Raw genomic sequence first — 14,669 nt, 5'->3', positions numbered from 1 at the left:
TTTTTAATATTTATTGCTTACTTAGGTAACACCAGATCGGATAATGATCGGAATCTTTAATCGAACGATCTACGGTGCAGTTGTAGGCTTTTAGCCCCGGGCTCATTAATATATTGTCGATTCGGAAATAGAATTTATTCTGATTGTAGGAGATGCCCAATCCTCTGCCAGATTGAGTAAAAGCGTCATTTAAGTGTTGGCTCATTACCCGGTGCGTATACGAAATCGAAGCATCGTTGAAATCACCGCATGCAATAATTAGCGGATGCTTGCTCTTGGCGATCACTTTAGCTACGGAATCCGCTTGAGAAGATCGGATGGCGGATGCTTCGGCGAGCTTTTTCACCAATTGACGCATACCGCTTTTCACCTTCTTGACATTTGGGTCATTAATCATATCCTCATAAATACCCTTATCTTCTTTGGTTAGCTTATTCGATTCCAAATGGTTATTAATAAGGGTGATGGTATCATCCTTCACCTTCAGTTCGTACATGACGGAGCCATTGTATTCGCTTTGGTATTCGATTACCTTAGCCGAGAGTATCGGATATTTAGAGAAACAAGCCAATTGAGTACCTCCTTTCGATGGAGTGCGTACCGAATGGTAAGGGTATTTCTTTAATGCCTTTTTGATATCTCTTTCGGTCAGATGTTTCGGGTCATCGGAGGTACTGTATTCCTGTAAACATAAGATATCCGCTTCGCTATTGGCCAGATAAGTGAGGATTGGGTTTTTCCCCTCTTTCTTTCTCTGCATTCCAAAACTCATCACATTATACGATAGTAGTTTAATATTCTCTTCCGGAATGTCTTTGCTTGGGAGATGTATCGGAATATAGGTTTTAATTTGCGAATAGCACACCAGAAAACCGATAAAGGATAGCAGTGCCAACCGATAATTGATGAGTAGCCAGAAAATAAAGAAGCCTAGATTAACAATCAAAAAGATCGGAAAAGCCAGTCCCAGGCATGAGGCCAAAGGATGTATCTTCGGGTGAAGGTACGGACTGTAAGCTGTCAAAATTAACATTCCAATAAAGAATGCGTTGGCAGCCAGAATCAGGTAGATAACCAGTTTTCCGAAATGTTTCATTTGAACTATTTTTTGCTTGCATCAAACAAGCTCTTCTTTTCTTCTGTCGTTAAGCTCTCGTACCCTGATTTCTTCAGTTTCTCGAGAATACGGTCTATTTCATCCGATTGAGCTTTCTTATGCGCATTGTAATCGTAATCTTTTTCCCGGATGTTTTGACCATAGTGTATTTTCATTTTCGGCTTACGCTTCCAAGTTTTCTTCCGGAACAGAGCGGCAATACCATCCAGTAGTTTGTTGATCCACAAAGTCAGGTCGCTACCTTTGCTAAGGCTGGCGGCAAACCATAGGCCGGCAAGTGCGCCGCCTAAGTGGGCAATATGTCCACCGGCATTGTTGGAAGTAATAAAGAGCAGGTCGGTTCCAATGACGATCAAGGCCAGGTATTTCAAACGGATAGCACCAAACAGAAATAGCTGAATGCGGTAGTTAGGTTCGCGATAGGCGGTAGCGGCCACAATAGCTAGTACCGAAGCCGAAGCACCCACTAGTGAGGCTTGCTCGACCACTACACTGAAATAAGGGAAAATGTTATAGGCGATCATATAGAATAAACCGCCGCAAAACCCTCCCAATAGGTATAATCCACGTAAATGTTTGGCAGAGAAGAAATGGAGAAAAAGTGCGCCGAACCAATATAGCCAGAGCATATTGAATAAAATATGCAGGAATCCGGCGTGCATAAACATATACGTAAGGATCGACCAAGGTTGCAAGGCAAACCGGGTAAAGGATGCCGGGAGTGCGAAAAGATCGAATATTTCTACGGCACTTTGGTTGAAAAGTTGCAAAGCAACGCCTATTAACGTGCAGAAGATGAAAATAGCGACGTTAATAAAGATCAGTTGGATATAAATATTTCCTTTCTTAAATGTATCTTTCAGGTCAGCGATGATATGTCCCATTTACTTTATCATTTTTTTTCCAATATAAAACAAGGATTAATCCGAATACCATTCCTCCCAAGTGGGCAAAGTGGGCTACGTTATCACCAGGGTTATTGGCTATTCCGGAATACAATTCGATTAAGGCATATCCGGCAACAAAGAACTTGGCTTTGATGGGGAAAGGTAACGGAAATATGAATAGTCGGTCATTGGGAAACAACATCCCGAATCCCAACAAGACGGCATACACTGCGCCCGAAGCTCCTACGGTAGTCATTCTGTTTAGATATTCGTCCATTGAAATAAGGCCTGTCCCGATATTTACTTGAGTATATTGGCTTAGTTCTGTCACATATTGGATATATTGTATCCCTTCCTGAATGAGTCCTGCACCAATACCACAAAGAATATAGTAGAAAAGAAACCGACGGGGCCCCAGACTTGTTCAAGAACACGACCGAACATAAAAACAGCAAACATATTGAAAAATATATGACTAAATCCTCCATGCATAAACATATAAGTGATTAACTGTGCCGGATTAAAATCACTGGCAAGGAAGAAGTGCAATCCTAGCTGATTGGTTAGATCTATACCATATCGCTGGGCTACAAGAGTACCGAAAAAGATGAGTACATTGATAATTATCAGGTTCTTAGTAACGGTTGGCATCTTATTATCGTTTTAACTTTTTACGTATTTAAGCGCAAAAGTACGAATAATTTCTGTTTTAAAGCATGAAAAGGGTCTCTTATTAGTTCTTTTTCAATAAATTGCATCGTTTTTTTTATGTTTTTATTTGATATATTGTTTCATTCGTTTATATTTGTGAAGTGTTTTTAGGAGCTGAATTCTTTTGTGTAACATATATTAATTAATCATTAACGTATTATGAATAAGGCTGAACTTATTAGTGCTATGGCTGCTGAAGCTGGTTTAAGCAAAGCAGATGCAAGGAAAGCTTTAGAGGCTTTCATCTCAACTGTTACTAAATCTTTAAAAGAAGGTGACAAAGTTTCATTGGTTGGTTTCGGTACTTTTGCGGTGAGTGAAAGATCTGAAAGAAAAGGAATGAATCCTGCGACGAAGGAGGTAATTACTATTCCGGCGAGAAAAATGCCCAAATTTAAAGCAGGAGCTGAGTTGTCGGCCGCTGTTAAATAAAAGACGTTTTATATAGAAATAATAAATGAGGTGTGCCAACTAGGTACACCTCTTTTATTATTTACCCCTAAACGAATCTATTAGGTTCATTCAAACTTGCCGATAAGTATGGGACAACTCGAATCATTATTGTAAAATTCGCTGTTTCTCTCTCTCCCTAAGAGTTGTTTTGGTTTTTCGTCACTTTAGGTGCCGTTTGCTCCAAAGAGATATTTTCCTAGGGTATTCGAATGAATCGATCTCATTTCTGGAGTCATACTTTCCCTCCTCCCTACATACAAGAAAAAATATTTCATCTCTCATGCTCTCATTGTTTTTTGCTTAAAAGGCAGCATTTCAGTATTTTATGCAATGAGAGATACTTTTATAAAGCGGTATCTCTCATCATTTTCCCGCATTTTTGCCCCTTTTTGGACGTATCTCTCATCATTTTTGAGGGATCTCTCATTCTTTTTGGCTGTGTTTTTGCCTTAGACAGGGCTTCATTTCCCCGGAGAGTTTGTGACAGCATTTTAGCTTTCACAAATCTGTTGCCCTGACATACAATACATATTAGCACTTGACTTGCTAGTATACAATCTATTAGGCAGCCTACGAGACAAACGAAAGCAGGTTTATAAAAACAAGGTTCTTCTTCAATTTTAGTGCAAGTTAACTTGAAAAAGGCATCAGTAGCTTGAAGGCATAACAACCCATGATCACCTGAATGTATCTTAGTGCCACAACTGTTCTTTATAGTTGGCACGACAGTGCCACTGCGATGTCACAGTTGTGCCACCGGCTTGGCACAGTTGTGACACGGGCATGTCACAGTCTAATTCAGTACTTGTTTTCAGCAAGAGCTGCCATGTAGAACCTAAAAAGGTATTATCAAAAACTACTTTTCAAATAACCTCTAAGAAAAGGAAGAAAGGACATAGCTAATAAATGGCTGTAGAATGATTATTCGGGCTCATAGATGTAGCCGATTGATTAGCGTATTTCGGATAGCGTTAGGCTTTGATTTAGGATTGACAAGAAGCCATCTGCAACAAGGTAACCAGCTATTTTTAAGTAGCGCGGTCTGGTTGCAGATGGCTTATGCTAATTTATGAGCAATCTTTTCTCGCAGTTTGAGTTGTCAGAACTTCCGGTTAACGGGTATGAGTCTGACTTCACTGTTTAAACCGGAAGGCATGGGTGCCCAATGCGCATAGCTACTTGGACGATAATTGAGATTGACGATATTAATCTCTTTAAACTTCCGCCATTTCACTCCTTGTCGATCTAATTCGGCAATCCGGTTGGCCGGGAGGTTGGTTACCTCTACCTCAATCCGGTTTTTGCCCTTTTTCAAGAAACTGCCTACTCTTAATTCATAGGGTACAGCCCAAGCGCAGCCGGCATCTTGTCCGTTGATACGTACACGGGCGCTTTCACGTACATCTCCCAAGTCGAGTATCCAGTCATCAGCGGGTAGATCGGGTAATTCGATTTCCAGTGTGTAAACTCCGGTACCCATGTTGATGGTAGCTGCCGGATGCTGGATAGTTGTCCACGAACAGAGTTGATCGATGTTGAAGTTTCCTTTAATCTCCGGCTGACTTTCGGCAAAGTGCAGTTGCCAACCGTGATCCAATCGGAGGCTGAACGGTTGCTCTTGCTTATAGAACCAAGGTTTGGCATCGGTCAAAGGCTTCTGATACGTTTGGAGTAGTACCGATTCGCCGGACTTTAATTGCAGGTAAACCTGTGTTTGTCCGTTAACTTGCTGTAAGCGTGCTTCACCCGACTCTCCGGTCACCGGATTGAAGAGAGCAGCGGCTTTCGCCTGTACTCCTAAGGTCACCCAGCCATCCACTCCTTTCTCTTGCAAGGAAGAGATGAAGTAATGATGTCCCGTCGAGTTGACTCTGCGAATCGCTTGCAGTCCGAATTCAGTTTTCATCTCCTCAATGGGGATGTTGCAACTAGCTAATGTGCGCGCATAATCCGTACCGGTAATGATTTTCCCTTTGCCGACAGGAGTAACTGTTGTTTCAGAGAAAGAAACGGCCGGTAATTGTTGCAAGGTTGCACGGTAGGCGTTACGTCTCTTGTCCAAATTGGCATATCCGGGTACGTCTGTCGGATAGTTTTCAAGGAATACGATGGTAGCTCCTTGTTGGGCTAGCTTGGATAGGTGAGCTAATACATCCGCAGGCATTAGATGGGCGGCAGGTACGACCAATGCTTTGTAGGCTGTTCCTCCCGATGTCACGAGACGTCCGTCTTTGAACTGAGTCGACCGGATGAAGTCGTCCGAGATGTAATCGCCATCGTATCCGCTGTTGTTGATACGGTGAATGGCATCGATGAATTTAGGAGCCAGTTTTTCCATATGGTGAACAGAAAAGAGCAACAACCTACCCGGTTGTTCGTTCCACATATCATATATGGTAGATAGATGAGGAAATCATTATCCGGTTGCCCCATTTGTAAAAAAGTCTGGCAACGAGTGATGTATTGGAAGAAAGCGGGAGCGTCTTTCCATATACTATTTGTCGGGCTCATGTTGATGGATGCGTAGAAAAGCCAGCCCGGCCATTCTGCGTCTTTAGGGGAATATGTAGTACCGTGAAAGAACATATGGTTGACGCCCGATACAAACATTAAATCCATGTCCGGTTTGCATTGAGCCAGCGAAGTGCGGAAGTGTTCGGTCAGCCAAGTGAATGTTTCGGAGGATGTATAAGTCTTTCCGGCAATGTGAGCACCCGATGACGCATATTTCAGCATGGACAAGTCCGAATCATTCTTCTTAGTAAGTGAATCCTGTCGCAATCCATCGACATGGAATTGAGAAAGTCCGAATCCTTCGCATTCGGGAATGTCTACAGCCGCATAGATATCGATGAGGTTTCCCGGTGAACCATGTGCTTGGTTGCGAGTGATGCTGCCGTGTTTATGTGCCCATCCGGTCCATTGCCGGGTGAAGTTATCCAGCAAAAGTTCGGAAATGGTTTCCCGGTAGTCAGATACGATGCGACGGCTGATCTCCGGGCGGTCGGTATCTAGGAACTGAGGTAAGAATTGTTCGAGTTTATAACCGCGGCGACGGTTGAATTGTTCCAAAAAGTCTTCTGTCCAATCCGCCTGATAGACTTCGTAGGAATCATTGAAAAATGTATGTGGATAGCTACTCCGTTACTTTTAAATGCCCGGTCGAAACGAGACAAGTAGTTGTTGACAGCACTCTTGGAGAGATGATTCATGACATAACCTTCCCCTCCCGGAGCGGCTCTCTTCACTTTTTGCAGTGTCTTGCCGACATAAAGAGCGATCAGCTTCCACTTTCCAGCAGATGCTTTCCAGTGTAGTTTGTTGTGCTTCACACGAGCGGTTAGGTCGATGCACGATCCATTCTCAGCATAGCCCATGACTCGGCTCAGTATCGCGTGCGGACGTTGTTTCTCATCGTTTACAGCTAGATCTAATACGATCTCTTTGCCTCCCTCTACGTCATAAGTCTGGAAAATAGCTTTACTGGCTGCATCCTTTATACTCACTTCAGGACCTCCGAATGGCCATCCTGTACCGGTATTCATGTCGATTTCGAGCCCTGTTCGTTTTCCTTCGGTTTGCGTATGCTTTAACATTTCCATCCAACGAGGTGATAGAAATGGAATCTCGTTTGCATCGTTACCTTGTACCCCATAGATTGGCGTGATCTCCAAACCACCTAGTCCGGCGCGTGCGTATTCTTCCAGATTGTAAGTCAGATTCTTTTCATCGACCGCATTTCCCAACCACCACCATCGGGTAGCCGGACGAGCTTCTGCCGGGGTATCCGGCCATTGTTGCGCTTGCATACTTCCTCCGGCAAGGAGTAGACAGCAAGCGATTAGTGTTTGTTTCTTCATCATTCTATAGTTGTATTAAGGTATTTAATTTCTTGTGTATCTTCTGTCACAAAGAGCGGACGACCATCCGGTTGGTTGAAATGAAACTGAACCTGATCGAATGTAATGTTCCGTGCGTGGCGGACGTAGAATCCTTTGGCGGGGATTGTACCGAACATCCACGGCTCTGGATAAGTTTTCTCTTCTTCGGGAGGAACGCGCTTGCCATCTTCTGCACTGTATCCTCCTTTATAATATAGGTGGATGTTCTGGAACGTCACATCTTCGATGCAACTTCCGGGTATGCCACTGATAATGGAGGCGTAACGACTGTCAGCGTTCCATACATTGATGTTGCTGATGAGAATACGCTTCATGCTACCTACGGGTGTTCCCTCCGGACTTCGCATCCGGGCTCCCAATCGCAGGAAAATAGGAGCGTTCACAATATCCCTCATGGTAATATTGTTGATAACGATATCTTCCAGACGTCCTCCGTCTACCGTTTCCAATGCCAGTCCGCGGCAATGTTCGAAGATGCAGTTGGTGATAGCGATGTTGCGAAAACCTCCGCTACTCTCTGTGCCGAACTTAATGCGGCCCGTGCGGTAACCATGGTCCGGTGCTTGCGGTTCGTCCAACTGCCAGCTGGCATCCAGCATACTGCCTTTGTCGTAACCACTGACGTAACAATCACTGATTGTTACATTCTCCGTATCTTGAAAACGGCCTAACGCATAGGAAGCCTTAAGAACGATGGCATCGTCCCAAGGAGAGTTCACGCTGCATTGGCTAATGCGTACATTCCGGCAGCAATCGATGTCGAACCCGTCTCGGTTCGTGTCTACTTTCAGGTTTGTAATCGTCAGATGATCCACGCCTGTAGCGAGCAAAGCAAAGTGTCCGCAGTGTAGCATGGAAAAATCTTTTAAGATCACATTCTTGCATTCTCTCAGGCTGATTGCTTTATTGCCTACTCCCGGCAAACGGTTTTCTTCCCGTGTGAGGCCTTTGCCGTAGATTAAGCCGTAGCCGCTAATGGTTATATTCTCCAGTCCGATGCCCCAGATCAGCGAATTCTTCCAGTGGCTGTGACCGAAGTCTTGAAATTTGTTATGCTCGTTGGGCTCGGCATTGTCGTAGCCCTCATCCTTTCCAGGAAAAGCAGCAATGATCTTCGCGCCCTGCTCCAAGTACAAATGAATATTGCTTTGCAACCGGATGGAGTAGCAGGCATATTCGCCCGCAGGGAGGTAAACCATTCCGCCACCTGCCTTTGCGGCCGCTTCGATGGCGCTGTTGATAGCGGGTGAGTCAATGGTTGTTCCATCCGCCCGTGCTCCGAAGTCTTTTACATTGTAGACGGCAGCGCGGATAAGTAAGCAGCATCCCAACAAAACGAATAGGGTATAAAGTCTTTTCATGGTCGGTTGATTTGGGAGAATAGATCCGGTAATGAGTAATAATTATAGTCTGCTTTGGCATTTTGCTCATAAAAGCAGAAGTAAAGTTTGGCGCCCTTAGTTAGCGCACAACGTCCGGCTAACACCGGACGATCCGTACGTTTTCCCGATTCGTATAGCATTCGCGGAGTTTCATCCTGTTTGCCGTTACTCAGCCGAATATCGTCGGTAGGGACAACTGCTTGTACGGTGCGTAGCTTCATACTCTCTCCGTAATAGCAGGTAAACGCCTGCCCTTCCACACTGAATACGTTTACATCGGCATCCGGAAGGCAATCTCCAAAACTCCAGTAGAGCATATCAGCTTTGGAAAGGTTCGTTATGCTTACCTCAAGCAGAAATCCGCGCGTATCGGGCAAGGCTTTCCACTGGAAGGCCATGCCTTGCACTTTTTCTCCCGCTGCGAGCCAACGACTGTTTTCCCCTTGCCCGATGCCTAACCGGAAAGTTCCGGCGGGCGGTGGCAACGATTGCGCTTGCAGGCTAATGGCGCAGATTCCCAGCAGTACGGCTGTCAGCAGATGGGGGAGTTTCATTAAAATGTATGTTACTTTCTTCATTCTCTTCCAGTTTGATAGTTACTTTCTCTTTTATGTTGAGAGTTGTTTCCGACAGGTTGAAGTTTCGCGTATATCGAATCTTGCCCGGACGATCTACTTGCGCTTCAATGGCATAAAGATAGAAGTTTTCCAAACGCAAACTGTCATTCCAACCCGATGCGGAAATAAATTCTTTCACATTCGACGCTTTTACGTGCGACATATATACGTTGCGGAAATGCGGATAACCCTTTTCAACCGGTAGTACCGGAGTCAGCATTACTTTCCAGTGTTCGGGAATCTCTTTGTCCTTGTATGCATCGGGCAGCGTACTGTAACTGTAGCTTGGATTCCAATTCAGATCGGCTGCCAGTACGTGGCGGGTACTGTCTGCTTCGATGCGTGTCATATAAATGTTCTCGACGGTGCCGCCCCGATTCATGGCACTTTTTAATCGTAAAACTGCCGAGGTGCCGACCGCTTTCAGGTCGTAGCCCAATATGTTCCGAATGCTGCCGGAAGTTTCACTGCCACAGGTAATCAGTCCGGCACCTTTCCGGGCAACACAATTGCGTATTACCACGTATTCGGTGGGGCGATTCACCCGTAACCCGTCGGCATCCCGTCCCGATTTGATGCAGATATTGTCGTCGTTGCAATCGATATCGCAGTTCTCAACCAGAATATTGTTGGAAGAGTCGATGTCGATTCCGTCCGTGCTCGGTCCGTGTCCGCCAATGTTGTTGTTGATGGTAAGTCCATCCAGTGTACAGTGGTCTGAGTACAGGATTTGACATCCCCAAAAGCCTGTGCGCATGAGTGTAAAGCCGCTCAGTGTAATGTCCGAACTACGTTCGACCAGAATACCTCGCACACGTTTGCAATCGTAATCCACAATCCAGCGCAATCCTTTCGCTTCGTATTCTTTCCGCATGGTCCAATACTGGTCCCAAAATACTTTACCGCGGCAATCTAGCGTCCCTTCTCCACTGATAGAGGCATTTTTCTCACCGATGATATTGATTACTGCCGACGGCCATATCATTTCGATACCCGCAATGCGCGATTGGAATTCCGGATAAGCTTGCAAGTCGGTACAAGCCAATAGCGTGACTCCTTTGTCAAGCCGCAGGTTCACATTGCTTTTGACAAACAGTGCGCCGGTTTGGTAATATCCGGGTTGTAAAGTGACAGTACCTCCACCGGCAGCGGCACAACTGTCAATAGCTTGTTGAATAGCAGCTGTGCTGATCTGGTTACTGTCGGCCACCGCGCCAAAATGATTGGCAGATAGAACCAAGTTCTTTGCCGGGATTTGTCGGCTACCGACACTGTCAGCCCACGATAAATCCGGTTGCTGTGATAACTGTCCCCATTCAAAACCTTTGTCGGTCTGTTTAGCCGAATTGCATGCCCAGAACAATGCTCCTGTCAGCAGACAGGGTAGTAGGTTGCTTACTCTCATATCTTTTAAAAGCTGTTGTCGTATTTTTAATTACCGTCTGGTTTCTCTGCCTCAGCAAAAGGCGAATCATTCCAATGAAACGCATTCACATCATCCGGTTGAGCGGGATTGTATTGCGGATCGAATTGTAAGTGTTCTGTCAATTGCGGAACAGCTTGCTTCATCCCTTCGATCACACATTTAGCAATTTGGTACGCCCCGTAAGGATTGAAGTGCGTGTTATCTTCGAAAACTTTCGTTTGTCCCGGATAGCTTCCTGCGGGATAGTGTACAAAAGCCCGTTTAGACGTTTCCGGTCCCAATGCTTCATAAAGCGTTCGGGTGAGGTTATTGAGATCTATCAAGGGGACATTCTCTTTGGCAGCCAGCCAACGCATCGCTTCCGGATAGTCTTCATGCGTATCCCGTATGCGCCCGTCGCTGTTGAAACTTCGACGTTGCGTGGGAGTTACCAGTACCGGATAAGCTCCGCGAGCCCGAGCTTCATCAATGTATGTCTTCAAGCTGGTCATGAATGAGTAATACGCCCCTTTGCCTGGGCCTTTCTGTTTCTGGTCGTTGTGTCCGAATTCCATAAACAGGTAATCGCCGGCTTTCATTTGCGATAGGGCTTTTTTGAGCCGATTGGCTGCAATAAATGAATTGGCGCTTTCTCCGCTTTCGGCATAATTGGCAATGCAAACATCGGTGTTGAAGAAGCGGGGAATCATTTGGCCCCAGCTTGCCCAAGGTTCGTTGTCCTGATCGACTACTGTACTATTGCCACATAGGAAGACGGTAATAACTGACGGATCGGCCGGTTCGATGCGAATGCTCTCGCATGCGGGAGCGTCCCCATTAAATTCCAATGTGAGCTTGTCATCCCAATTCAGCTTTTGTTTCTCACGAGCCTTGATACGTACAAACTCATTATCCGAAATTTGCGTGTTCCGCTTGTTTATGATAAATGTTTCCTCAACAAATTTCCCTTTTTGAGTCGGCAGGTTCTCAATGAACAACCGACGTGATTCTCCCCGGACGGTGGTTATCCCTGCCTCCTTCTTGTTTCCCAACCTTACGGTTACTTTGTAGTTCCCATCCGGTACACGGACTGAGAAGAAGAAGGGTGCTTTGCTGCCTTTTACAGGAGTGGCGACAAGGTCGTACCCATATCCGGTCTCTTCGCTGTATCGGGTAGTATCCGTCAGTGGGTAAGTGCGTGCATATTCTTGTGCCTGCGATGCGGTCGCTGCTAAAAGCAGAAGTCCTATGATTCTTGTTTTCATATTTATTTGTGTTATCTGCAGCTTAATTAATTTTCGGTTTCAGCTCATCGGGTGAGTCTTTCGTATACGATTTCACGTCACCTGCCACTTTGGTGAACAATGTCTGGATCTGTTCCGGAGTAACTGTAGTTGCCGGACGGAAATTGTCAGCGTTCATGTAGTCGAGGATCGCTTTATGCAGTTGGCGAGCAACTACCCGTTTGTCCGGCTGCGAAGTGATATCCATACTGGTCATCATTAACTTGCCGTTAAGTACGTTCGCTTCGAACAGCATACCGATCTTCCGACTGATGAACCAAGTGTCTATACTTTGAACAGTCGGTTGGAATCCGGCAGGGAAGTCGGTGAATTGCATCACCTGTGCTTTGTTCAGTAGCTCCCACCACTGCAAATTGCTGTGATATTCGGTTGGGAATTCACGGAATAGCGGATGGTATTCGTTCAGGAAGATACCTGTAGTGTGAGGAGGACGCATTTTGAACCATGACGTGTTCCAGAACACCGGTGTGAAGTATTGTACTACTTCTTTGCCATAGCTGATCTTGCCAGCTGCTGTGATCAATACTTTGCCGCCATCTTTCAATACAGATAACGCTTTTTGATCTAAGGTGTCGGTTGTGTATACATCCTTTTCGACAAGGTCTACTTTGGACGGATATACCCAGAAATCCCAATCATTGATCGCGTCACAGCCTTCGATCCGTACTTCCAGATTCAACTTAACAGGTGTATTGATTCCGGCAAGGTTCATATCTACACTTCCCAGTGGGCATAGGTTCCCGATCGGAACGTTTTTCGTACCGACAGTACCGTGTGCATATACTTTTCCGTATTTATCTTTAATCGTATAGGTGGTCTTTGCGCCTGCCAGAGGTGCTTTGCCGAAGTGTGAAACTTCAATGTCGGCGTGGAATGTCTCAGCATTGGTGTACACAAACTTAGGAATACGTGCTAATGGAACTGTCGGGCTGCAAAAACGATGAAATTCTGCCGCATTGATATACCCTTTCTCTTCGAAGAATACGTCAATTAAACCTACTAACGCCGTGCCTTGGCCGGAATAATCATTGAGAGCCAAGAGTTGGAATCCGGCATAGTCCGGTGTGCGCAAGGTTTTTTCAATTTCATGTTTGTAGCAGAGTGCTTGCAGTTTACCCGAAGCCATCATGAAGTCGTGACTTAAACTGCTCATATCGTTATCGTTCAGTATGTCGCGGAATATCTCAAAGTTCTTAGCTTTGTTTACACCGGTATACTTGCGAATTTCGTTGAAGTTAGGGAATACACACCACTGGCCTGTTTCATGTGAAACGTAGGGTTGCTTCACCGTGTCGATTCGGGCACGATAATCTGACATACTCTCGGGAGATGCACCGGTCCAATTCAGTCCGCGAGCACCGGCTTTCACATGAAACTCGTTCCGTGGTTGCCATTGCCAACTGTTACCTACCGAAGCACCGGTATATACACGGCGGGGATCGGTAGCTTTCCAGTAGTCGACAAACTTGCTTACCCAGCTACCCAACGTCCCGAAGGTTCGTTACCACAAGCCAACATACAGTAAGACGCATAGTTGCCGTAAGCTTTAGTCAGCGCGATTGTTTCATCCATCAGGTATTTGTCGATCGGCTGTCCGTTACCCAGACGCGGGCCGTGATTGGGCCAGCTAGGGCCTTCCGGTTGCAGGTAGAAACCTACCAGGTCGGCAGCTATGAAAGCAGCTTCCGGTGGACAGAATGAATGGAAGCGCATATGGTTCAGGCCGAAGCTGCGGCAAATGCGGAATACACGTTCCCAAGCTGCCACATCCATGGGCGCATAGCCCGTTAGCGGGAAATCACAGTTCTCTACCGTACCGCGGAGCATCGTCTGACGCCCGTTGACGTAGAACCACTTGCCCTCTATCTTGAATTCACGCATTCCGAATTGCAGTTGTTTGCTTTCGGATTGCTTGCCACTGTTCAAGGTAGCTGTTAGTCGATAGAGGGCAGGGTCGAACTCATCCCAAGTCAGGAAGTCCTTTCCCATGGGGAGCTCTATTTCAACCGGATTATCTCCCGGTTGAATACGAATTGTCTGTCGGACAGGAGAAACTTTATGTTGAGTGTCTGTATTAAAACTGGTGGCAGCGAGTGTAATCTCACCTTTAGTCGCGGCAGCCGACCGTATGTTCATGCGGACAGTTGCTTTTTGCCCGGCTAGATCGGGGTATACCTGAATATCTTCAAAAAAGGCTTTGGGCGTACTTTGCAGCTCCATACGGCCTACAATTCCATTCCAGTTGCCTTGTGTCTGGTCGGTGATACTGTGCGAGTCGGGGCCGACATTGATCTCTTTGATCCGGTTGTCGATCCGGATTGTGATCTGGCAGGATTTACCGGGGGTAACTGCCGAAGTCAGATCGTATACGTGAGGCACGCAAAGGCTGTTCTGCATACCTATTTCCTGTTGGTTTACCCATACGGTTGTTTCAATATGCGGGCGTTCGAGGAAAAGAATAACGCGTTCCCCTTTCCAATTAGCCGGAACGACCACTTTCTTCTGATACCACGCTACTCCTACGTAGTGTTTGTCGGGTGTTAGGAAAAAAGGTAGTTTGATCTGGCCTTCGATCCGGTACTTCTCCATGTAGGGGTTGAAGTAATATGAACTGTCGTAGAGGCTTCCCGTCCATTGGGTGCGGGCAGTGACTTCATCGCCTTTTAATTTCTCAGGCATTGAACCCGGCAGATTGATATGGTCGTCGAGCGATTTCTTAAACCATTGTTCTTTTACACCTGCATCTTTCCGGTCTATTTGGAAATCCCATTTGCCGGATAAATCGACAGCGTTACTTTGCCCCGTTGCTGTAAGCAAAAAGGCGAATGCGAATGTGATACTAACTAAAAAATGTTTCATGATATGATAGGTTGACTTATTTCTTTTTACTC

General features: G+C 45.8%; 7 protein-coding genes and 3 pseudogenes. 1 reads left to right on the top strand and 9 read right to left on the bottom strand.

What is annotated here, in order from left to right:
* Positions 1-10 precede the first annotated feature (10 nt).
* The 3 genes and pseudogenes from JCM10512_RS08350 to JCM10512_RS08340 form a co-directional block, all read right to left on the bottom strand.
* A complete protein-coding gene (locus JCM10512_RS08350; protein ID WP_044162159.1) occupies positions 11-1,096 on the bottom strand; it encodes an endonuclease/exonuclease/phosphatase family protein in 1,086 nt (361 codons plus the stop codon).
* A 5-nt stretch (positions 1,097-1,101) separates the two neighbouring features.
* Entirely contained in the window at positions 1,102-2,001 is a 900-nt protein-coding gene (locus JCM10512_RS08345; protein ID WP_044162157.1) for a rhomboid family protein, read from the bottom strand.
* Positions 1,982-2,655 (bottom strand): annotated as a pseudogene (locus JCM10512_RS08340) (rhomboid family intramembrane serine protease). The gene JCM10512_RS08345 and the pseudogene JCM10512_RS08340 overlap by 20 nt, the downstream one beginning before the upstream one ends.
* A 219-nt stretch (positions 2,656-2,874) precedes the next feature.
* Here JCM10512_RS08340 and JCM10512_RS08335 point away from each other — a divergent pair.
* Positions 2,875-3,147, top strand: a complete 273-nt coding sequence (locus tag JCM10512_RS08335; protein ID WP_044162155.1) for an HU family DNA-binding protein — start codon at positions 2,875-2,877, stop codon at positions 3,145-3,147.
* A 1,120-nt stretch (positions 3,148-4,267) separates the two neighbouring features.
* Here JCM10512_RS08335 and JCM10512_RS08325 read toward each other — a convergent pair.
* The 6 genes and pseudogenes from JCM10512_RS08325 to JCM10512_RS08300 all read right to left on the bottom strand — a co-directional run bounded on the left by JCM10512_RS08325 (position 4,268) and on the right by JCM10512_RS08300 (position 14,637).
* A pseudogene (locus tag JCM10512_RS08325) lies at positions 4,268-7,031 on the bottom strand (alpha-L-rhamnosidase).
* Positions 7,028-8,431, bottom strand: coding sequence for a rhamnogalacturonidase (locus JCM10512_RS08320; protein ID WP_044162150.1), 1,404 nt, complete (start codon positions 8,429-8,431; stop codon positions 7,028-7,030). Before JCM10512_RS08320 ends, JCM10512_RS08325 begins: the two are co-directional and overlap by 4 nt.
* A complete protein-coding gene (locus JCM10512_RS08315; RefSeq protein ID WP_044162148.1) occupies positions 8,428-9,006 on the bottom strand; it encodes a DUF4450 domain-containing protein in 579 nt (192 codons plus the stop codon). The genes JCM10512_RS08320 and JCM10512_RS08315 overlap by 4 nt, the downstream gene beginning before the upstream one ends.
* Complete coding sequence (locus JCM10512_RS08310; protein WP_044162146.1) at positions 8,954-10,474, bottom strand: glycoside hydrolase family 28 protein; 1,521 nt, start codon at positions 10,472-10,474, stop codon at positions 8,954-8,956. Before JCM10512_RS08310 ends, JCM10512_RS08315 begins: the two co-directional genes overlap by 53 nt.
* 26 nt (positions 10,475-10,500) lie before the next feature.
* A complete protein-coding gene (locus JCM10512_RS08305; RefSeq protein ID WP_044162144.1) occupies positions 10,501-11,739 on the bottom strand; it encodes a rhamnogalacturonan acetylesterase in 1,239 nt (412 codons plus the stop codon).
* Positions 11,740-11,761: 22 nt separating this feature from the next.
* A pseudogene (locus JCM10512_RS08300) lies at positions 11,762-14,637 on the bottom strand (exo-beta-1,4-galactosidase).
* Positions 14,638-14,669: the final 32 nt, after the last annotated feature.

This window comes from Bacteroides reticulotermitis JCM 10512, from assembly GCF_000517545.1.
In the GTDB taxonomy this organism is placed as follows: Bacteria; Bacteroidota; Bacteroidia; order Bacteroidales; family Bacteroidaceae; genus Bacteroides; species Bacteroides reticulotermitis.
This window is presented reverse-complemented; position numbering and strand designations above follow the sequence as displayed.